General features: G+C 56.3%; 22 protein-coding genes and 1 pseudogene. 9 read left to right on the top strand and 14 right to left on the bottom strand.

The window, feature by feature from the left end; genetic code table 11:
• Positions 1 to 45: 45 nt before the first annotated feature.
• The 4 genes from LOY68_RS19285 to LOY68_RS19270 all read left to right on the top strand — a co-directional run bounded on the left by LOY68_RS19285 (position 46) and on the right by LOY68_RS19270 (position 3,938).
• Positions 46 to 1,332, top strand: a complete 1,287-nt coding sequence (locus LOY68_RS19285; RefSeq protein ID WP_054051140.1) for an NAD(P)/FAD-dependent oxidoreductase — start codon at positions 46 to 48, stop codon at positions 1,330 to 1,332.
• Between the two features lie 462 nt (positions 1,333 to 1,794).
• The gene (locus LOY68_RS19280) at positions 1,795 to 2,343 is read left to right on the top strand and encodes a cupin domain-containing protein (RefSeq protein WP_028623608.1); all 549 of its coding nucleotides are present in this window, start codon (positions 1,795 to 1,797) and stop codon (positions 2,341 to 2,343) included.
• Positions 2,344 to 2,421: 78 nt separating this feature from the next.
• The gene (locus LOY68_RS19275; RefSeq protein WP_265039174.1) at positions 2,422 to 2,868 is read left to right on the top strand and encodes an NUDIX hydrolase; all 447 of its coding nucleotides are present in this window, start codon (positions 2,422 to 2,424) and stop codon (positions 2,866 to 2,868) included.
• Positions 2,869 to 3,605: 737 nt separating this feature from the next.
• On the top strand, positions 3,606 to 3,938 hold the full coding sequence (locus LOY68_RS19270) for a hypothetical protein (RefSeq protein WP_265039173.1): 333 nt from the start codon (positions 3,606 to 3,608) through the stop codon (positions 3,936 to 3,938).
• A gap of 6 nt (positions 3,939 to 3,944) precedes the next feature.
• Here LOY68_RS19270 and LOY68_RS19265 read toward each other — a convergent pair whose 3' ends face one another.
• The 3 genes from LOY68_RS19265 to LOY68_RS19255 are packed head-to-tail and all read right to left on the bottom strand — an operon-like array spanning position 3,945 to position 5,157.
• Entirely contained in the window at positions 3,945 to 4,358 is a 414-nt protein-coding gene (locus tag LOY68_RS19265; protein ID WP_265039171.1) for a DUF4225 domain-containing protein, read from the bottom strand.
• Between the two features lie 15 nt (positions 4,359 to 4,373).
• On the bottom strand, positions 4,374 to 4,664 hold the full coding sequence (locus tag LOY68_RS19260) for a hypothetical protein (protein WP_265039169.1): 291 nt from the start codon (positions 4,662 to 4,664) through the stop codon (positions 4,374 to 4,376).
• Entirely contained in the window at positions 4,657 to 5,157 is a 501-nt protein-coding gene (locus LOY68_RS19255) for an Hcp family type VI secretion system effector (protein ID WP_265039168.1), read from the bottom strand. The genes LOY68_RS19260 and LOY68_RS19255 overlap by 8 nt, the downstream gene beginning before the upstream one ends.
• Positions 5,158 to 5,579: 422 nt before the next feature.
• On the opposite strand from LOY68_RS19255, the gene LOY68_RS19250 reads away from it, so the two are divergent.
• Positions 5,580 to 6,047, top strand: a complete 468-nt coding sequence (locus LOY68_RS19250; RefSeq protein WP_265039166.1) for a GNAT family N-acetyltransferase — start codon at positions 5,580 to 5,582, stop codon at positions 6,045 to 6,047.
• An 87-nt stretch (positions 6,048 to 6,134) separates the two neighbouring features.
• Here LOY68_RS19250 and LOY68_RS19245 read toward each other — a convergent pair whose 3' ends face one another.
• The 5 genes from LOY68_RS19245 to LOY68_RS19225 all read right to left on the bottom strand — a co-directional run bounded on the left by LOY68_RS19245 (position 6,135) and on the right by LOY68_RS19225 (position 9,822).
• Positions 6,135 to 6,620, bottom strand: coding sequence for a hypothetical protein (locus LOY68_RS19245; protein ID WP_265039164.1), 486 nt, complete (start codon positions 6,618 to 6,620; stop codon positions 6,135 to 6,137).
• Between the two features lie 307 nt (positions 6,621 to 6,927).
• Positions 6,928 to 7,212: a fructose-bisphosphate aldolase gene (locus tag LOY68_RS19240; RefSeq protein ID WP_265039162.1), complete on the bottom strand. Its 285-nt coding sequence runs from the start codon at positions 7,210 to 7,212 to the stop codon at positions 6,928 to 6,930.
• A 568-nt stretch (positions 7,213 to 7,780) separates the two neighbouring features.
• Positions 7,781 to 7,981, bottom strand: coding sequence for a PLDc N-terminal domain-containing protein (locus LOY68_RS19235; protein WP_163914171.1), 201 nt, complete (start codon positions 7,979 to 7,981; stop codon positions 7,781 to 7,783).
• A gap of 101 nt (positions 7,982 to 8,082) precedes the next feature.
• On the bottom strand, positions 8,083 to 8,952 hold the full coding sequence (locus LOY68_RS19230; RefSeq protein ID WP_265039159.1) for an alpha/beta fold hydrolase: 870 nt from the start codon (positions 8,950 to 8,952) through the stop codon (positions 8,083 to 8,085).
• A gap of 240 nt (positions 8,953 to 9,192) precedes the next feature.
• A complete protein-coding gene (locus LOY68_RS19225; protein WP_265039157.1) occupies positions 9,193 to 9,822 on the bottom strand; it encodes a CGNR zinc finger domain-containing protein in 630 nt (209 codons plus the stop codon).
• A gap of 163 nt (positions 9,823 to 9,985) precedes the next feature.
• Between LOY68_RS19225 and LOY68_RS19220 the strand changes: the two genes are divergently transcribed.
• Positions 9,986 to 10,954 carry a zinc-binding alcohol dehydrogenase family protein gene (locus tag LOY68_RS19220; protein ID WP_265039155.1) on the top strand — a complete coding sequence of 323 codons (969 nt, stop codon included), beginning with the start codon at positions 9,986 to 9,988 and terminating at the stop codon, positions 10,952 to 10,954.
• 111 nt (positions 10,955 to 11,065) lie between these two features.
• On the opposite strand, the gene LOY68_RS19210 is transcribed toward LOY68_RS19220, so the two are convergent.
• From LOY68_RS19210 to LOY68_RS19200, 3 genes are all read right to left on the bottom strand, one after another.
• Positions 11,066 to 12,775, bottom strand: a complete 1,710-nt coding sequence (locus LOY68_RS19210; RefSeq protein WP_265039154.1) for an amidase — start codon at positions 12,773 to 12,775, stop codon at positions 11,066 to 11,068.
• 103 nt (positions 12,776 to 12,878) lie between these two features.
• Positions 12,879 to 13,373, bottom strand: a complete 495-nt coding sequence (locus tag LOY68_RS19205) for a PaaI family thioesterase (RefSeq protein WP_265039152.1) — start codon at positions 13,371 to 13,373, stop codon at positions 12,879 to 12,881.
• Between the two features lie 64 nt (positions 13,374 to 13,437).
• Positions 13,438 to 14,589, bottom strand: coding sequence for a GGDEF domain-containing protein (locus LOY68_RS19200; protein ID WP_265039150.1), 1,152 nt, complete (start codon positions 14,587 to 14,589; stop codon positions 13,438 to 13,440).
• A gap of 133 nt (positions 14,590 to 14,722) precedes the next feature.
• On the opposite strand from LOY68_RS19200, the pseudogene LOY68_RS19195 reads away from it, so the two are divergent.
• Positions 14,723 to 15,157 (top strand): annotated as a pseudogene (locus tag LOY68_RS19195) (GNAT family N-acetyltransferase).
• 20 nt (positions 15,158 to 15,177) lie between these two features.
• On the opposite strand, the gene LOY68_RS19190 reads toward LOY68_RS19195, so the two are convergent.
• Together LOY68_RS19190 and LOY68_RS19185 are read right to left on the bottom strand one after the other, a co-directional pair.
• Entirely contained in the window at positions 15,178 to 15,663 is a 486-nt protein-coding gene (locus LOY68_RS19190) for a GNAT family N-acetyltransferase (RefSeq protein ID WP_265039148.1), read from the bottom strand.
• A 37-nt stretch (positions 15,664 to 15,700) separates the two neighbouring features.
• Positions 15,701 to 16,081: a hypothetical protein gene (locus LOY68_RS19185; protein ID WP_265039147.1), complete on the bottom strand. Its 381-nt coding sequence runs from the start codon at positions 16,079 to 16,081 to the stop codon at positions 15,701 to 15,703.
• A 197-nt stretch (positions 16,082 to 16,278) separates the two neighbouring features.
• Here LOY68_RS19185 and LOY68_RS19180 point away from each other — a divergent pair, with 197 nt between their 5' ends.
• Positions 16,279 to 16,638 carry a hypothetical protein gene (locus tag LOY68_RS19180; RefSeq protein ID WP_239512085.1) on the top strand — a complete coding sequence of 120 codons (360 nt, stop codon included), beginning with the start codon at positions 16,279 to 16,281 and terminating at the stop codon, positions 16,636 to 16,638.
• On the opposite strand, the gene LOY68_RS19175 is transcribed toward LOY68_RS19180, so the two are convergent.
• Entirely contained in the window at positions 16,633 to 17,568 is a 936-nt protein-coding gene (locus LOY68_RS19175) for a DMT family transporter (RefSeq protein WP_265039145.1), read from the bottom strand. The two genes, LOY68_RS19180 and LOY68_RS19175, sit on opposite strands and share 6 nt — an antisense overlap.
• A gap of 74 nt (positions 17,569 to 17,642) precedes the next feature.
• On the opposite strand from LOY68_RS19175, the gene LOY68_RS19170 reads away from it, so the two are divergent.
• Positions 17,643 to 18,491: a LysR family transcriptional regulator gene (locus LOY68_RS19170; RefSeq protein WP_265039143.1), complete on the top strand. Its 849-nt coding sequence runs from the start codon at positions 17,643 to 17,645 to the stop codon at positions 18,489 to 18,491.
• The last annotated feature ends 132 nt before the right edge of the window (positions 18,492 to 18,623 follow it).

Raw genomic sequence — 18,623 nt, 5'->3', positions numbered from 1 at the left:
TTACAGCGGCGGTCGCAGGCCAGCCTGCGGCCATCGGAGAAACGTATGAAACCAACAACACATGTAAACAGCTACTACGCCGCCACCCGTAACTTCACCGGCGAATTCCCGGTGCTGGAACAAGCGGTGGACTGTGACGTCTGCGTGATCGGCGCCGGCTACACCGGTTTGTCCTCGGCGTTGTTCCTCTGCGAAGCGGGCTACAGCGTGACCGTGCTCGAAGCTGCCAAAGTCGGCTTCGGTGCCAGCGGTCGCAACGGCGGCCAACTGGTCAACTCCTACAGCCGCGACGTCGACGTGATCGAAGAACGCTACGGCGACAAAACCGCTGAAGTCCTCGGCAGCATGATCTTCGAAGGCGCCGACATCATCCGTTCGCGCATCCAGCACTACGACATCCAGTGCGACTACAAGCCCGGTGGCATCTTCGCCGCGCTGAACAAAAAGCAACTCAAAGGCCTGGCCGAGCAGAAAAGCAGCTGGGAGCGTTACGGCAACAAAAACCTGAAAATGCTCGACGCGGCGGACATCCGGCGCGAAGTCGGTTGCGACAACTACGTCGGCGGCCTGCTCGACATGCAGGGCGGCCACATTCACCCGCTGAACCTGGCCCTCGGCGAAGCCTCGGCCATCATCGGCCTGGGCGGCAAAATCTACGAACAATCGGCAGCGGTGGAAATCACCTACGGCGAACCGATCACCGTGCGCACCGCCAAAGGCGTGGTCCGCGCCAAATACCTGCTGATCGCCGGCAACGCCTACCTGCCGCAAGACCTCGACAACCGCGTCACGCGCAAAAGCATGCCCTGCGGCTCGCAAATCGTCGTCACCGAACCGTTGTCCGAACAGGTTGCGCGCAGCCTGATCAAAAACAACTACTGCGTCGAAGACTGCAACTACCTGCTCGATTACTACCGCCTCACCGCCGACAACCGCCTGCTGTACGGTGGCGGCGTGGTCTACGGCGCCCGCGAGCCGGACGACATCGAACAACTGATCAAACCGAAAATCCTCAAGACCTTCCCGCAACTGAAGGACGTGAAAATCGACTACCGCTGGACCGGCAACTTCCTGCTGACCATGTCACGCATGCCGCAATTCGGCCGCATCGAGAAAAACGCCTATTACATGCAAGGCTACAGCGGCCACGGCGTCACCTGCTCCCACCTGGCCGGCAAACTGATTTCGGAAATGATCCGTGGCGACGCCGAACGCTTCGACGCCTTCGCCTCGCTGCCGCACATGCCCATGCTCGGCGGCCGCACCTTCTCGGCGCCACTCACCGCCATGGGCGCCGCGTACTACTCGTTGCGCGACCGGTTCGGTATCTAAACCATCACGCAATCCCCCTGTGGAAAACAATCCCTGTGGGAGCGGGCTTGCTCGCGAAAGCGGCGTATAAGTCACTATCAATGTGGCTGACCCACCCCCTTCGCGAGCAAGCCCGCTCCCACAGGAGATCCATACCAGACACAAAATCCTGCGCCAAACCCGGGTCAAACCTGTGGGAAAGAGCCTGCTCGCGAAGAGGTCATATCAGCCACAGTAATGTTGTCTGAAACACCGCTTTCGCGAGCAGGCTCACTCCCACAGCCAACGCACCAAAAAAGACCAATACCAGGCCCGGCAGCCTTTTTATCCCCCCACCCATCGAAGCTGCTGAGCAACACGAACAAACGTGATTTAATACCCGCCTTTCACGTTTCTGGGACAGGGAAGCGGTGTTCCTCGCGGCCAAAAGTCGCCCGCCATCCACCCCCATAACCCCTTAAGTAGTTCACACATAAGGCTGTCATGGACACGGGCTCACGACTCAAATTAGTACGCGAAAGCTACAAACTGTCCCAGCGCGAGCTGGCCCGCCGTAGCGGCGTCACCAATGCCACCATTTCCCTGATCGAACAAAATCGCGTCAGCCCCTCCGTCAGCTCCCTCAAAAAACTGCTCGAAGGCATACCGATGTCTTTGGCGGACTTCTTCACCTTTGATCAACCGCCGCGCGAGCATCAATACGTATTTCGAGCGAATGAACAGCCAGACCTCGGCCGTCATGGCCTGCGATTGCTGCTGATCGGCGCTTCCGTGCCGAGCCGGCAGATGCGCTTGCTGCGCGAGCAATACGCGCCTGGGGCGAGTTCGGGCGAGGAACCGATCGTTCACTCGGAAGGCGAGGAGTGCGGTCTGGTGACGCGCGGGACGGTTGAGCTCACCGTTGATGGGCAGATCAGTGTGCTGAACGCCGGGGATGGGTATTACTTCCCGACGACGCTGCCGCATCGGTTTCGGAATATTGGCCAGGATGAGGCAGAAATCATCAGCGCGAACACCCCGGCTAACTTCTGATATCAAAAACGGACACTGACCTGTAGCAACTTTCATCCGTTGCTGCAGGCATCCTTTCAAAGTAAATGGATTTACCGCATGACTACCCAACGTATCCGCGCACTAGCGCTCTGTGTCTTCCATCACGATGGAAAGATACTGGTCAACAAATTCACCGACCCCGTCACCCAACAGACCTTCTTCCGGCCGATCGGCGGAGGAATCGACTTCGGCGAGACCAGCGCCCAAGCCGTTGTGCGAGAGGTGCAGGAAGAACTCGGTTTGCCGATCACCGATGTCCGATTGATCGGCACGCTTGAAAGCCTGTTTACGTATGCCGGTAAGCCTGGGCACGAGATTGTGCGGGTTTATGATGCGAGGTTTGTGGATTCGGGGGTCTACGAATTGCCGTATTTGAATGCTCAAGAGAGTGATGGTGCTGCGTTTACTGCGGCGTGGCATTCTTCCGCGAGCTTTACTGGCAAATCGTCGTTGGTGCCTGATGGGCTTTACGATTTGCTGAAGAAAATTGCATTGCTGGACTGAAGCCCATTAGAGAAAGAGAGTGTATTTATTTGCCCCCAAATTGACTACCTGGATCATCCAAAAACATGAACATGATTTGCTCCTCCATGACCGCTTCCGGCGGGCCATGAGGTCGCGCGCTCATAAGTGTTGACGCCGTTACCAAAGCCACGCCAGAAATGGACGGGGCTTTTTAGTTCTTCGTCCATTGATGATTAACGAAGAAAGAAATGTTTGAGATCTGATGTGCCAAACCGAGCGGCGCCCAAACTTTTTTCGACGTTTTGAATACCCTCTAGGTCTGGTTTTTTGGTGACTTGCTTTTGTATCGTTGGGAAAAATACGTAAGAAAAAAAGAAGTGGTGTGTAGGGCTCTTCGGATCTTCGTTATTTTATGTCGTTTGTTAGAGTGAGTAATAGAAATGATATGGTTATGATTTTGGGTGTATGCACTAATTGTATCGAAGCTTAAAAAAGCTATCAGGCTGTCTGAGGGGGAATAATGCGGTTGCGGGTTTTTTTTTACTGTTCTGATTTCGGATTTACTAGCTGTTATGCTTTCAATGTTTTATGCGGAATTGCTTGCGTGGTTAATAGTAAGAGTGGTCCCTTTGCGACCTTGATTATAATTAATTCAACTTTTGTTCTGGCGAATGTTTATGCGTTTTCGAGATGTAAAATACTATCTTTGGGTGTGTCCGCTTATTTTAGCCTGCTCGGCGTTTTACACGGTAATACTTATGGCTTTGATAAGGTACATGATTGAATTGGAGGGTGTGTATTTTAGAATTGCTTGGGTTGTATCTTATTTGGTAATAAGCGCTTTTGGGTTAGTCTATTATGCTCCAAGAATGCGAAGCGCATGGGTCGGCGACCCAATGGAGGAAAAATACACTAGTAAGCTTGCTTCTTGTATCGGTATTATTGTTGGTGCTGCAACGTTTACAGTGATCTTTATTTCACAAATAGAAAAAATAGATTTTTTTAATGAGATACCATTTTTCGTTGTTTTTAGTGCAGCGTTTATGATTTTTGCGGGCGTAATGTCTATATTTAGTTTTTGTGTCTGGAAACCAGGTAGACGGCGATAAAGACTGTTAATTTGATTGTTCTTGATGCTGGTCTTTACCTTTGTTAGATTTGATTTCCTCATTCATTGTTTTTATTGTAATGGCGTCGATTAGAGTCTCAAAAGCTAAAGCCAATCCCCCCATCTGTTTGTATGCTCGTTCGTAGTTTATAGGGTCACGTTCAAATAGTTGCACGGAGCCAGGTTTGCGAACGAGTTTCGACATGCCGTACACAGATAACATCAAGTCGACGGAATAGTAATTCATGTTGCCCTCGTGGATGCTTTCCGATTGGTCCTGATAAAACTTTCGAACAGGTCCAATGACGCCTGGTGTGTCAGGGCCGTTGTAGATGTTTCCCACGCCTTCATAGATGTTATTAAAGCCATGCGCAATATACGGAACTCCAGGCATAAGCCCAATACCTCTAGAGTTCGCCAAGGTCGAAAGCCCTGCCTAAAACTGTATCGCTCCAGCCAAGACTCCTGCACTATTTTGGGCATAGAACAATACCTTTGAAGATAAATCAGTATATTCCTCTCTTATCTCTTGTATCCCTTGGATAGCACTGAGAATCCCTTCATCAACAGCCTGGATGATTTCGTTAACATAGGTAGAAACAACATGGCTGAATTGCATTCGAGCAAAACCATCATAAAGATGCATTGCGCCAATAGAACAACCAAAAGCTACCAAGTCAGACGCAGCCCTAGTCACATCGTGAATATCACAAGTCTCCTCACTCATCTTCATTTCCCCAAGTACTGTAAGCGCTTGTACCCGCTTGAACATGCGTCCAACTGATATCTCGATAACGAATGGATACCATCTCTTGTGGTTGAGCATCGTTCATATGTATGGCATGAGGCACTTGAAAGTTTAGGTGAGCAATCTTCGCGCCGGTCAATCGGATTGAATAATACTTATCCTGGCCGCCCACTGGTGATGTTCGATAAAAATGGATCGTACATTCCACTTCTTCACGTTCATGAAGCGCACTCGCCAGCAGTGGGGAGGATTTATCGATGTTCTTGGTGATCATGATAGGCAGGTGCTTGCCGCGATTGCCTGATACTCCGCCGTCATTACCTGTGATCATGTTGTGCGAATAGGCCAAGATCATGATTTCATCTTCGTGGCCAATTTGACATTTGTTACCGATGGAGCTTGTGCTTGAACAACCTGCAGAAATCAAACCTTGCCGCTTGCCCGTAATACTCATGTAACCGTGATTCGCCATGCGTGACACTCCCATTTAGTTGCTTGATCGATCTATTTCAAGAGTAACAAGTGCTCTGTCAGAATGGATCTGGTGTAATTGAGTGCATCAAAGAGTTCGGAGTTTTCTTACGAAGAACAAAGAAAAGCTCGATAGAAGAACCCTACAACTCTGCGCAATGGTCACCAGATTGAATGCGCATCAGCGCGGATCGAAAACGAGATTACGATCGCATTGTTGCCGGGTTGACAGACCGGATCATCCCAAACACTATCGACCCATGACCTACACACGCCACATGAACATGATGTGCTCCTCCATGACCGCTTCCGGCGGGCCATGAGGTCACGCGTTCATAGGATTTGACGCAGTTACCCAAAGCCCCGCCAGAAATGGACGGGGCTTTTTAGTTCTTCGCCCATTGATGGCTGATGGAGAAAGAGATGTTTGAGATCAGACGCGCCACACCGAGCGATGCGCAAATTGCGTTCGAGATACGCCTTCAAGCGATACGGCATCAATGCATTGGGGCCTACACCGAAGAGCAAATGCTTGCCTGGACGGCAGGGGTTGCTAAGGATGGGTATGACATCCTGATGGACAAGCACTTTTATCTGGGTTGTATTGACGGTGAGCCGGTAGCGACGGGGATGCTGGGTCTGGAGAGTAGAGAAATTGGTGCGATCTTTGTGCTGCCGGGGTTTATGCAGCGAGGTATCGGTTTGAAAATCCTCAATCACCTAGAAGGTCTGGCGCGGGATTTGGGGCTGGAGGAGGTCAATCTGGATGCCACGTTGAACGCGACTGAGTTTTATCGGCGGTGTGGTTATATCGGTGATGAACTGGCTACTTACCATTCACCTTCTGGGCTTCAGTTAGCTTGTGTGCCGATGCTGAAACGGCTCTTATGAGTTTGAGTGAGTGAATTACGTTTCCGAAATCATTTGATTATGAAAGGGGCAGAACGCATCTGCCCTGTAATCTTTATTTTCCGAGTCTTAAATGCTGGAGGTCACACGGCTGATGATACTGTCGCTATGTTGAATAGCAGTAATAGCTGATTGCATAAAGATAGGGTTTGGAGGTTGGGTTGGAGATACTAAATGGTTTTTAAAATTTTTCCAGTATTCAGCTGCTTCTACACCAATAGGATCGAATACTTTTTTTGCTGCTGGAAAATATAAAGTTAATGACATCGTGATTTCAGCCAGATGTTCATTTATATTGTCATAGTTTTTATTGAAATCTGTGAGCGCGCTTGGGCCAGAAGCCATGTCCAACTTTGTAATTGAAATTTTTGTGGATAATAGATATAAATTTTTGAGTGTTTCTTCGCGTTTAACTCGCAGAATCTCGCCGGCGAGTAGCGCCTTTTCCTGCTCCGACTTTTTTCGCGCCAGATAAAAATTTACATAGGCGGTAATTGCAGTTGCAATGATCGCCGCCACAAATGCAATAATGCCCGCTTGAAGTCTAACGTCCACGGTGCTTCCTCTAATTTAAAAATGATATTAGTCGATGTTCTTAATGGTTTCATTTGAGCGCCTAATCAGGCGACCAAATATAAAATCGCTGATAGTTTCGTATGTTTGACATGTTCCTCTCCTTGAACGGTGGAAAACGCCCCTGGCAGTGGCGCCGTGCCAGCATGCCACAAGAAGATGTGGAAGAGGTAGGACGTGATTCCAATGTCTGGAAGAGATATCGAGGGGACTAGGGGCTGTAGCCAAAGGCATAAGCCAAAACCCGCAAAAAATACGGGTTTTTGCGGCTCAAATTTGATTGCTGATACTACGATGCATCAAACCCACGCTGCTCAATCACCCGAAACACGTCATGCACATCCCGGATCAGGATCAAGGCGATGTTGGTGACGGTGTTGATGTCGTTTTCGGCGTAGTCCGGCAGGCTGGTGCAGGCCATGAGGTTGAGGTATTTGAGGACGGCGTTGAGGCGTTCGCTGACGCAGTTGTGGAGTTCGCGGATGGGGGCGTCGTTGTCGATTAGGAGGACGGGGTAGTCGGTGGCGAATTGGGACATGGGTGTGAAGCGGCGGGGCGGATTGTTCGTAGTCATGAGTTTCGATTCTTTATTGGGTGTATGAACTGCCACCTTTTTGCTGCGAAACAAAATGGGTGGCAACTGTGCGTGGGTTCGCAGACCAAGGCAGAATCAAACCCGGCAGACCCGTAGGTCTCCCACGCACAGTCGCCATAAAGTGAGAAGCAGGCGTAGCACGCCTGGGTGTCTCATGACTGAGCAGGATTGATTCTATTCGGTAGGGCTGCGAAACCCTATCGCCAATTGCTGTGGCGACGGGTCGAATATAGGTGTCGACTTTGGTGCTCGCAACCGGGGTGTAGGACGCCTTTTAGGTCATCGAGGCGAAGGGGATTTGCTACGTTCCGCGACGAAACCCTTGTGGGCTGGGCGTTCGGAAATGTCTGAGGAAATAAGTGGCAGCGGATTGGGGCTGCTTCGCATCCCAGCGGGAGCAAGCTCCCTCGCCACAAAGGGTGTTTTCCTACGTGGTTTTCAGACGTGAAGATCAAAAGATCGCAGCCTTCGGGAGCTCCTACTTGGGTTGCGGGATATTCAGAAATTATGAAGCCCCGAATGTTCGGGGCTTTTTTGGAGGGTTGGGCTATTGCGCGCTATGGGTGCTGTGTTTCGGCCCGGCGAGTGCCCAGGCGATGAGGCCGATCAGCGGCACGAAGACGATGACGACGATCCATACGCCTTTGTTGTCGATCTTGCTGCCGCTTTTGATCACTTTGTTGATCGCCCACAATTCAATCACCACCAGTATTGCCGCGAGTGCGATCCAGACGTATTCGATTTGCATTAGCCACCTCCTGAAAGTCATTTCATTAGGCGGGCGGTGGTGGTGAGGGTTCATTTCTTTTTGTCAGGCGGATGCGGCCTTGCATCCGCCTGCTGTCGTCATTACACGGCGCTGCGAATCACTTCAATGATTCGCTGGGCGATGTATTCCACGTGGGTTTCCATCGCGAAGTGCCCGGTATCCAGCAATTCCACTACCGCATTCGGGTTGTCTCGCTTGAACGCTTCTGCGCCTGGCGGGATGAAGAATGGGTCGTGTTTGCCCCAGATGGCCAGGGTTGGCAGTTGGGTTTCGCGGAAGAAGCGTTGGAAGTCGGGGTAGCGTTTGAGGTTGTTGGCGTAGTCGAGGAACAGGTCGAGTTGGATGTCTTTGTTGCCGGGCCGTTCCAGCAGCAGGGCGTCGAGGGTGTAGGACTCGGGGGCGATGAGTTCGGGGTGGCTGACGCCGTGTTCGTACTGCCAGCGGGTGCCTTCCAGGTGCAGGACCGCGTCGGCGATGGCTTGGCGGTTGGTGGCGTTCGGTTCGGCCCAGTAGGTTTTGATCGGGGCCCAGGCGTCGCCGAGGCCTTCGAGGTAGGCGTTGCCGTTTTGTGAGATGAGGGCGGTCATGCGTTCCGGGTGTTTGACGGCGAGGCGCAGGCCGGTGGGGGCGCCGTAGTCGAAGACGAACATGGCGTAGCGTTTGAGGCCCAGGGTGTCGACGAAGTGTTCGAGGGTTTGGGCGAGGGCGTCGAAGCTGTAGACGTAGTCGCGCTCGGCGGGCACTTGGGTGAAGCCGAAGCCGGGCAGGTCGGGGGCGATGATGTGGAAGTGCTGCGAGAGCAGCGGGATGAGTTGGCGGAATTGGTGGGATGAACTGGGGAAACCGTGGAGCAGGAGCAGGGTTGGCTGGGTGGGCTCGCCGGCTTCGCGGTAGAAGACGTTGATGCCGTCGGCGTGGGCGAATTTGTAGGTGATGGTTGGGGTGTTCATGGTGGCGGACCTCGTAACCTGTTGGATGGGGTTTAGGCGGTTTCGAGTAAGACTGTTGCATGGGATTTGTAACCTGTCAAAGTAATTTTGAAGGGTTACTGCTTTTTTGTGGCAGACACAAAAACCTGTGGGAGCGAGCCTGCTCGCGAATGCGGAGTGTCAGGCAACATCAATGTCGACTGGTACACCGTATTCGCGAGCAGGCTCGCTCCCACAGGGGTTCTCTACAAGTTTTGAGATTTAGGCGCCCAAGTTTTTCTGGCGTTCGCGGTGGGCGGCGGCTTTGGCGCGGTTGCCGCACACGGCCATGCTGCACCAGCGGCGTTTTCGGCCTCGGGTGTGGTCGACGAACATCAGGGTGCAGGCGTGGCCTTCGCAGCATTTCACGTTGGAAAAATCTTCGGTGCTCACGAACTGCGCGAGCACTTCGCCCAGTGGCAGCAGCAGGGAATCCGGGCTACGCCAGCGGCGTTGCAGCTGTGCGGCGAGGGTCGGTGTGTCGCCGGTTTGCAGGGTGATTTGGGTGTATTTCTCGTCGCGTTCGAGCAGGCGATTCAGGGCATCCAGCTCGGTCAGTACCGAGGCGTCCAGCGGTTTGCCTTTGTATTTCAGGACGAAGCCGCGAAACCATTCCCGCAGCGAACGCGCCTGGGCCGCGACGTTTTCCAATTCGCCGGGCATCGCCTGGGCCTGGAGGCGTTCCAGCACGGCGTCTTCGACCCAGCCAGATTGTTTCAGCCAGTCCAGCCAACCCGCGCCGTCGTCGATCCAGTCGACCGGTTCATCGATGGGCGTCGCGATCGAGTTCAGAAAGTCCAGGGCGGGGGCGTCGGCGACGAAGATGGCCGGACCGCGAGGTGTGCTGCTCATGAGGGTGTCCACCAAAGCCTTGATTAATATTGGTCAGCGTAACCACTCAAAATGTCTTTGACAAGTTACTGATCGCTACATAACCTCTTAATCAGCTTCAGTGCGGTTATGCAGATGTGCCGCCGAAGCGACCCCAAAAACAATCAATCCTGGGATAGACGTCATGAAAGCGATCGTTCTTGAGAAATTCGGCGGCCTCGACAGTTTGGTTTACAGAGACATTCCTGAGCCTGAAGCGCTGTCCGGTCATGTGGTGATTGAGATCAAGGCCTTCGGCATCAACCACGCGGAGATGCACATGCGTCGCGGCGAGTGGGCCGAGGCGGCGCCGGTGTCAGGCATTGAGTGCGTGGGGCTGGTGAAGTCGTGTCCCGGTGGCGAGTTTGCGGTGGGGGCTAAAGTCGCGGCGCTGATGGGCGGATTGGGCCGGACCATCAATGGTAGCTACGCGCAGTACACCCGGGCGCCGGCGTCGAATGTGGCGCTGATCGAGGCGGATTTGCCTTGGTCGGAGCTTGCGGCGATTCCGGAAACTTATGCCACGGCGTGGACTTGTCTGTTTCGCAATCTTGAGCTGGTCAAAGGGCAACGGTTGTTGATTCGCGGGGCTACGTCTTCGTTTGGTCAGGCTGCAGTGAAGTTGGCGGTGAATGCTGGTGCGCAAGTCGTCGCAACATCCAGAAGCACCGAACGCTTCGCCATGCTTGAGGCGCTGGGGGTTGTCGGTGTCGAGCAGGAAGGACCGGAGCTGTCCGCGAGAATAAATGGGCAATTCGACGCCGTGCTCGATCTGGTGGGCAACAGCACCATCCTGGATTCGCTGTCGATGGTGCGCCGGGGTGGCAAGGTTTGTCTGGCTGGTTGGCTGGGCGGACTCGCCCCCATCCCTGAGTTCAATCCCTTGCTGCAAATGGCCAGCGGCGTTTACCTGACTTTCTTCGGCAGTTTTGTGTTCGGGACGCCGGGGTTTCCGCTGTCGGACGTGCCGTTGCAGACGATTGCCGAAGACGTGGCGGCGGGGCGCTTGGATGTCACGCCATCAAGGATCTTCAAGTTCGAGGAAATCCACGAGGCCCATCGCGTGATGGAAGCCAACGAGGCGGGCGGAAAAATGGTCGTGGTGCATGCATAACACCGTACCTGTGGGAGCGAGCCTGCTCGCGAAAGCGGAGTGTCAGGCAACTTCAATGTCGACTGATAAACCGTATTCGCGAGCAGGCTCGCTCCCACAATTGGCCGGTGTTTACTTGGCGGAGAGTGCTGGCGTGCGCGGCGGAATAAGCCGCTTGCTGCCGGTCGCTTCAAACGCCGAAGCCAACCGCAGCAACGTCGAATCGTCATACGCCCGCCCGGCAAAGGTCAGCCCGACCGGCATGCCAATATCCGCCATCACCCCCATCGGCACTGTCACGGTCGGCACACCCAAATGCCGGATCGCGAGGTTACCGTTGGCGACCCAAATCCCGTTGCTCCACGCGATATCCGCCGACGCAGGATTCACATCCGCATCCGCCGGCCCAACGTCGGCAACGGTCGGGAACAGCACTGCATCCAGCCCGAGGCGATCCATCCAGTCTTCCAGGTCGAGCTTGCGTGTCTGCTCAAGCCCGCGCAGGCCATCCGGCACGGTCGAGATCTGATCCCACGGGGTAATCCCGCGCTCGGCCATCCGCACATATTCATCCATGCCGGCAGCCAGATCGCCCTCACGATTGGGCAACGTTCCCGGATCGTGGGGGAAGATCAGCGGCCCATCGACATCCACCAGACGATTCAATTTCGGATCGCCATTCGCCCGCAGGAAATCATCAAACGCCCACGCCGTCAGGTCCCACAACTCATGGTGCAGAAACTCCTTCGACACGATGCCGCGATTGAACACCGTCGGCGCGCCAGGGCGATCACCTTCGCAATTCGAAACCAGAGGGAAGTCGACTTCGATCACTTCAGCACCCGCCGCTTCAAGTGCCTGGCGCGCCTGTTTCCAGAGTTCGATCACCGAATCACGCGTGTTGATACGCTGGCCGGTCGGGCCACCAATCCCCGGCGCTTCCGACGTGCCCGCCTCGGGATCAGCATTGATGTACATCCGAGGAATGCCAAGGCGTTTGCCGGCGAGCGCATCAGGGTTCGCTGCAAGTTCGGCATAGGAAGCAGGGCGCACCGAAGCCACACTCGGAATCGGCACCCACGGTTGCAGGCGCCACAGATCGCCGCGCGTGTCTGCATCTTCCGCGACCACCACGTCGAGCACTTCGAGCAAGTCAGCCATGGTCCGCGCAAACGGCACGACCACGTCCATGGTTGGCGTCAGCGGCCAGTTGCCTCGCACCGAGATCACTCCGCGCGATGGCGTGTACGCGCACAAGCCATTGTTCGATGCCGGGCCGCGACCGCTGGACCAGGTTTCTTCCGCCAGGCCGAATGCCGCGAAACTGGAAGCGGTGGCCGTGCCGGCGCCGTTCGACGAGCCGGAGGCGAATGGTGCGGTGAGGTAGTCAGCGTTGTACGGGCTCTCGGCCCGGCCATAGACCCCGCGCTGCATCCCGCCGTTGGCCATCGGCGGCATGTTGGTCTTGCCCAGGCAGATCGCCCCGGCGCCACGCAGGCGTTCGATGGTGAAGGCATCGCGGTAGGCGATCAGGTTGGCGAACGCGGGACTGCCGGACGCGGCGGTCAGGCCTTTCACCAAGTAGCTGTCTTTGGCGGTGTAGGGAATGCCATCCAGCGGCCCCAGCGTCTGGCGTTTGGCCCGGCGGGCATCGGACGCTTGCGCTTCGTTCAGCGCTTCGGGGTTGCGCACCACCACGGCGTTGAGGGCGGTGGGCGTGTTCGGGCCGTCGTAGGCGTCGATGCGCGCGAGGTAGGCCTGGACCAGCTCAACCGCGGTGGTCTGGCCCGATTCGAGCGCAGCACGCAGCTCGGCAATGGAAACCTCGGTGACCTCGATCATGCTGTTCTCTCAAAATGGCTGTTCATGATTGTTCTCGTTGTACGGTGTTGCGAACTGGCGCTATTTAACACCAAGCGGCGAGGCGAGGCATGGGTGAAATGCTTCACCGACCGTGCGCCGCGTCCGCCAATTGCCCGGTGTCCACGCGCACGAAAGTCGAGTCACCAATCGCGGTGAGCACTTCGCCGGCGAAGACCTCGCAGACCACCCGGGTTTTGCGTCCGACTTCGCCCTCGACTTTCGCCCGCAGGGTCAGCGTCACGCCCATGGGTGTCGGTTTGATGAACTTGATCCCGAGGTTGCCCGTGACGCAGTCGATGCGCGGCAGGCTGCCCGGCTCACGCTGTTCCGCGCGGTAGTGATAGGCCATCGCCGTCCAGTTGGAATGGCAATCGACCAGCATCGCAATCAAGCCGCCGTAGACCAGGTCCGGCCAGCCGCAGTATTTGGCCTCCGGGATGTGCTCGGCGACAACATGCACGCCGTCCTCATGCCACACACTCTTGACGTGCAGCCCATGGGGATTGCGGCCGCCGCAGCCGTAGCACACACCTTCGGGGGCGGCGAGGTCTTGCAGGGGCGTTTCGGTATGAGGCATGACGATCATCCTGAACAATGTGAGCCTGACGTTGGCGGATTCTAACGCTGAATCCGCTCGGGAATTAAAGCGTCCGATCAACCAGCCGAATGCTGTTGCGCCCGCCACGCTTGGAAGCGTAGAGCGCGGCGTCGCCTTGTTCGATCAGCGCCGCAAGGCTGGCGGGTGGCTGGTTGAACAGGTCGGCGCCGATGCTCAGTGTTACCGGTTCGGGCGTGGCGAAGGTCTGTGTGGCGGTTTGCTGAAACTGTTCGCGCAGCGTGTTGCCGAGGCTGACGACTTGTTCGTTCGAGGCGTTACCCAGCAGGATCACGAACTCGTCACCGCCAAGCCGCGCCGCCAGTGACGCTTCGGGCAGCACCGCGCGAATCATCTCGCTCAGGGCGATGAGCAGCCGGTCGCCGGCGGTATGGCCGTACAAGTCGTTGACCAGTTTGAAGTTGTCGATGTCGATCAGCAGCAAGGCGCCGGGGCGAGTCGACGAGACGTCTTCCAACAGGCGCGGCGCCCGCACTTCGAGGGCGCGGCGGTTGTACAGGGCGGTCAGCGGGTCGCGGGCGGCGAGGTGCGCGATCTGTTTCTCCCGCCGATAACGCTCGGTGCCGGTCATCGACAAGGCGATCAGCATGATCGCCATCACGCCTTCGACCAAGGAAACCTGAATGATCGCGCCACGCAATGCGGCCAGGTCGATCAGCGTGCCCGGAATCACCGCCGTGAGTGCCTTGGCCACATAGAAAACCCCGTGGGCCAGCAGCACATAACGAAGCTGCACCGCGCCGACGCTCAACGACTTGCCGTGGGGGCGTAAAAGGAAACTGGCCCTGAGCGTCGACAGCGCCACCAGCAGCGAATTGACCAGCAGCATGACCTTCGACCAGATCGGCCCGTCCGGCACCAGCAGCATCGCCAGCCACGCGATAAAGATCAGCGCCCAGCCACGCGACAGACGCGTCTGCGTAAAGCGCGCGACACCGAGCAAGAACAGGAAATGCGCGGTCACCAGCAGGCCGTTGGCGAACCAGATACCGATCAGCAGAAAACCGCTGCTGCGCAACAGAGCGAGGGTCGAGCCCACGGTGATCGTGGCAAAACCCGCGCTCCAGAACAGCAGCGAAGGCTCGCGAATGCTGCGCCATTCGATCGCCAGGTACAGCGCAGCGGCCGCCGCAAGGGCGACCGAAATTGTCAACATCGTGAGCGGGTCGAGCGGCATTTCCTGGCGGGCCTGTGTTTTTGCGCTGTGGGACGGCGATTGTAAGCGTTTGGGGCTGTTTTTCGCAGAGGGCTTGTCGGCAAGCTTCTGCTAGTCTGCCAGACCCGCCGATGACCAAAGCAAGGCTCGATCTATGTTCACTCTCCGTGTCATGACCCTGGACGATTACGAGGCCGTGATCGACCTGATGAAACGCACGCCGGGCGTTTCCTTGCGGGATGCCGATTCTCGAGAATCGACTGCGAAGTATCTGGAACGCAATCCCGGGCTGAGCTTCGTGGCGGAGGTGGAGGGCGTTATCGGCGCTTGCGTCATGTGCGGGCACGATGGCCGCCGAGGGTATCTGCAGCATTTGGTGGTCCTGCCGTAGCATCGGCGGCAAGGCATCGCCAATGCGCTGGTGGCGCGCTGTCTATCGAGTCTTGAAGCGCTCGGAATTCTTAAATGTCATCTCGATGTTTTCAAGACCAACGCAGCAGCGGCCAAGTATTGGCATAGCCAGGGCTGGCAGCTCAGGACGGATATCGATCGGTATTCGTTTACCCGGTCGGGTGATGAGAATGCCTGACCGGGCGTTTTGAGGCGCAGTCAGTCTGGCGAAACCCAGAACATCGTCTGAACCCTGATATGCGGATGACTTTCCAGAGGTTCCCATTCATCCATGAACGTGAAGCCCTGCCTCAGATAGAAGTTCGCGGCCCTGGCATTGTCGGGAGAGACGTCCAGGAAAACCCGATCATACCCTCTGCTCATCGCGCGGGATTTCACCGCATCCACCAGTCGATCGGCCACGGAGGAGCCCCGGGCGGCGGGTTCAACCCACATGCCGATCAGGTTATAGCGATTCGCCTGGCTGACCGCGGCACCGATCATGCCTACCGGTTTATCGTCCTCGATGGCTAGCCAGAACTGCGTTCCGTTGCCTGACGAGGCGCGTTCTTTCCATTGTTCGTCAGTGTAATGGGCGGCGGTTTGGTAGCTCACACCAAACGCTGTCGGTGTGTCCAAAAGTGCGGCGAGGCGGATTTGCTTCAGTAGCTTCCAATCTTTTTCTTCCGTGAGTCGAATGTCCATGATTTTCCTGAGAGAGCTTGTTTACTGCGATAAGTAGTTACCGACCAACCAACGGGTAATGCTTGATACGACAAGCGTAATCATTGCCGTCGCCTTTACAGATGCCATCCAGATAACGGTAATCAATGCGCACCGACTGACCTTTTTTTGGCCACTGTCGGCGTGGCAATGTGGCTTGGTAGTCGGTCGTTTCCGGGGTGAAGGTGATCGTCGCCCCGACCTCCGGGCATTCGACCGAAGTCGATGCGGGGGTGGCTTTCAGGATCTGCGCCTGTAGTTGTGGATACGGGCGTTTCACTACCTCAGTGACACGAACTTCCATCCTGCAGATTTGCCACGTGGATGCCTGTGCTGGTTCGCACAACACGGCGAGCGGCAAAACAAATAGCACGTAGCGTGTTGCGCCAATTTTCATCATTGCGCTGGCCTGGGGTCGAGACGTCGAAGGCATGAATCGCCGTTCACTGTTTATGTTGGGCGGACGAGGTGTCAGGAGATTCTGGCAGCAACTCTTGATTAAGTGCTTTTATTTTGTGCCCTGATGACCGTGCGCTCGGTCTCAACGTGGTTCGACAAGGTCTGTCGACTGTCATTGCCCAACGATTGGATTTACGGATGAACCCAACCAAGCGACTCCCGTTCCATGCAAAGAAAATCTTCGCTATCGCCGTCACGTCTCTGTTGCTTAATGGTTGTGTCGGGGTAGTGGTTTCTGTACCGGATGAAGAGCAAAGAAGTCACGTTCCTTTGACCGAGCAGAAAACCGACAGCGACCTGACCACTCGGGCGTGGTGTGGTGTCACGCTTTGGGCAGTGGTTGTGCCGATCCCCTTGAAATTGCCGGTGTGCCAGCTTCATGTGGGGCAATCGTTGACCTCACCTTTTTATGCTTGCGGTCCGTTTATGTTCCTGGGAGGTATGTCTAACGGTTATGAGGGGCATTTCCTGTGCGGAAAGTTTCCCAAGGTGTCATGACGGGTTCTGCCGAGCCTCCGCGCGCACCACCAGCCAGATTCCAACCCCGGACACCAACATCCCGCACACCATCTGCCACGACAGGGGTTCGTTGAACATCGCCCACGCCCAAACCATCGTCACCGGCGGGCTCAGGTACAAAACGCTGGCAACCCGCGTGGCCGTCGCGCGGCGCAGGCATATCCAGTAAAGCCCATATCCGCCCACAGTCGACAATCCCACCGTCCACAGCACACTCAGTGCAAACCCGGTGCTGGGGATCGGCGCCAGGCTGCCTTGGGTTCCCTCGACGATGGCGAATGCGATGCTCGACACGAAACACTGCAGCCACAGGTTGGGCAGCAAATCCAGCGACTCCGAGGCGGGCAGATGCTTCTGCCAGAGTGTCGCGACGGCGAGGGACAGGATGCCGAGCAGCGGCAGGCCATACGCCCATAACGGCGCGTTGCCCCACGCCAGTGCGCCATGGGTCACCACGACCACGCCGATCATTCCGATGACCAGTCCGGCCCAGACTTGCCACGCCAATCGTTGCCCCAGTACCAGCGCGGCCAGCAGCGCCATGCCCATCGGCAACAGGTCGGCGAACAGTGCCGCCAGACCCGCCGGCACGCCGAGGGCGATGCCCTGAATGACGCCGGCCAGATAGCCCGCCATGGCCAGCAGGCCGATGCCGGCGTTTTTCAGCAAGACGGGCAGGGTGGTCCGGCGCAATGACCTGGCGACGAAGGGCAACAGGATGAGCGTAACCACCACGCAGCGCCAAAACACCACCAACAGGGCGGGCGCGTAATCAATCGAGAATCGTGCGCCGACAAACCCGGAACTCCAGGTCAGAATCAGCGCCGCCTCAAGTAACGGCAGTGGGATCGCCTGGCGCCAGGCTGGCGTGGCTTGCTGATGAGCGGTAAGCGGAGTGTGCTGGTTCATCACCACAGGCTACGAAACCGGCGTAGTCTAATAAATCAAAATAAAGTGCAGCAGTCATTCACGAAGGATGAACCATGACAGCGATCCTTGATATCGAGTTGGTCCGTACGTTTCACGCCGTGGCGCGGATCGGCAAATTCAGTGCGGCGGCTGAGCAACTGCATAAAAGCCCAGCGGCGGTGAGCGTGCATATCCAGCGGCTGGAGGCGGTGGCCGGAGGTCGTTTGCTGAACCGCGATAACCAGTCCGTCTCGCTAACCGCACTCGGCAAGCGGCTGCTGCTGTCTACTACCGAACTGCTGAGCACCCATGACCGGGTGCTCGCCGACCTGCACGGCACTCATTTGGCGGGACGCATTACGCTGGGTGTCCCCGATGAATATGCGGTCCATGTGATCCGCGACATCCTGCCGACCTTCGCAGCGGCGTGGCCCAATGTGGTGCTGGAACTGAAGACCGCGCCAAGCTATGCGCTGCGCGATCTGGTTCAGCGCGGCAAGCTTCAGGTGGCGGTGATTGCCCAGCCGAAGGGGCAACCGAGTGAGCAAGTGCTGGTCTTGACCACACCGGTCTGGGTCGGGCCGACTCACACCACGGTGGCCTCGATGGACCCATTGCCACTGGCCGTGCACGCGGCGCAATGCCCTTACCGGCAAGCCATGATCGAGTCGCTCAAGCACAGCGGCAGACGCTTGCGGGTGGTGCTGGAAAGTCCCTCCAATCAGGCGATCAAGGCGTGTGTCGAGGCGGGGCTGGCGATCAGTCTGATCGATCGCGCCATGGTCACGGACAACATGCAGATCCTCGACGGTTTGCCCGTGATTCCGGAGCATGAAATCGTGTTTGTGCGATCGCCATCCTCACACGACGATGAAGCGGTGAACCTGCTGGCTCAAGCCATGCAGCAACATTTTCGGCTCTGAAATTCCTCGGCGCACGGACAGAAAACGCACCCGGTGGACCAGTCGCGCACGGATTTTCATCCCACGGCAATTTGTCATATTCAGTCTTTTTTCATTGCAGATAGTGGGCAGCCCAACGCGATTTGAATGAGG

It is taken from the genome of Pseudomonas sp. B21-053, from assembly GCF_026016365.1.
In the GTDB taxonomy this organism is placed as follows: domain Bacteria; phylum Pseudomonadota; class Gammaproteobacteria; order Pseudomonadales; family Pseudomonadaceae; genus Aquipseudomonas; species Aquipseudomonas nunensis.
This window is presented reverse-complemented; position numbering and strand designations above follow the sequence as displayed.

What these genes read in the sequence shown, in the direction of transcription:
- LOY68_RS19285 (WP_054051140.1), top strand. Translation starts at nt 46, where the DNA reads ATGAAACCAACAACACATGTAAACAGCTACTACGCCGCCACCCGTAAC.
- LOY68_RS19280 (WP_028623608.1), top strand. Translation starts at nt 1,795, where the DNA reads ATGGACACGGGCTCACGACTCAAATTAGTACGCGAAAGCTACAAACTG.
- LOY68_RS19275 (WP_265039174.1), top strand. Translation starts at nt 2,422, where the DNA reads ATGACTACCCAACGTATCCGCGCACTAGCGCTCTGTGTCTTCCATCAC.
- LOY68_RS19270 (WP_265039173.1), top strand. Translation starts at nt 3,606, where the DNA reads ATGATTGAATTGGAGGGTGTGTATTTTAGAATTGCTTGGGTTGTATCT.
- LOY68_RS19260 (WP_265039169.1), bottom strand. Translation starts at nt 4,664, where the DNA reads ATGAGTGAGGAGACTTGTGATATTCACGATGTGACTAGGGCTGCGTCT.
- LOY68_RS19255 (WP_265039168.1), bottom strand. Translation starts at nt 5,157, where the DNA reads ATGGCGAATCACGGTTACATGAGTATTACGGGCAAGCGGCAAGGTTTG.
- LOY68_RS19250 (WP_265039166.1), top strand. Translation starts at nt 5,580, where the DNA reads ATGTTTGAGATCAGACGCGCCACACCGAGCGATGCGCAAATTGCGTTC.
- LOY68_RS19240 (WP_265039162.1), bottom strand. Translation starts at nt 7,212, where the DNA reads ATGACTACGAACAATCCGCCCCGCCGCTTCACACCCATGTCCCAATTC.
- LOY68_RS19235 (WP_163914171.1), bottom strand. Translation starts at nt 7,981, where the DNA reads ATGCAAATCGAATACGTCTGGATCGCACTCGCGGCAATACTGGTGGTG.
- LOY68_RS19230 (WP_265039159.1), bottom strand. Translation starts at nt 8,952, where the DNA reads ATGAACACCCCAACCATCACCTACAAATTCGCCCACGCCGACGGCATC.
- LOY68_RS19225 (WP_265039157.1), bottom strand. Translation starts at nt 9,822, where the DNA reads ATGAGCAGCACACCTCGCGGTCCGGCCATCTTCGTCGCCGACGCCCCC.
- LOY68_RS19220 (WP_265039155.1), top strand. Translation starts at nt 9,986, where the DNA reads ATGAAAGCGATCGTTCTTGAGAAATTCGGCGGCCTCGACAGTTTGGTT.
- LOY68_RS19210 (WP_265039154.1), bottom strand. Translation starts at nt 12,775, where the DNA reads ATGATCGAGGTCACCGAGGTTTCCATTGCCGAGCTGCGTGCTGCGCTC.
- LOY68_RS19205 (WP_265039152.1), bottom strand. Translation starts at nt 13,373, where the DNA reads ATGCCTCATACCGAAACGCCCCTGCAAGACCTCGCCGCCCCCGAAGGT.
- LOY68_RS19200 (WP_265039150.1), bottom strand. Translation starts at nt 14,589, where the DNA reads ATGCCGCTCGACCCGCTCACGATGTTGACAATTTCGGTCGCCCTTGCG.
- LOY68_RS19190 (WP_265039148.1), bottom strand. Translation starts at nt 15,663, where the DNA reads ATGGACATTCGACTCACGGAAGAAAAAGATTGGAAGCTACTGAAGCAA.
- LOY68_RS19185 (WP_265039147.1), bottom strand. Translation starts at nt 16,081, where the DNA reads ATGATGAAAATTGGCGCAACACGCTACGTGCTATTTGTTTTGCCGCTC.
- LOY68_RS19180 (WP_239512085.1), top strand. Translation starts at nt 16,279, where the DNA reads ATGAACCCAACCAAGCGACTCCCGTTCCATGCAAAGAAAATCTTCGCT.
- LOY68_RS19175 (WP_265039145.1), bottom strand. Translation starts at nt 17,568, where the DNA reads ATGAACCAGCACACTCCGCTTACCGCTCATCAGCAAGCCACGCCAGCC.
- LOY68_RS19170 (WP_265039143.1), top strand. Translation starts at nt 17,643, where the DNA reads ATGACAGCGATCCTTGATATCGAGTTGGTCCGTACGTTTCACGCCGTG.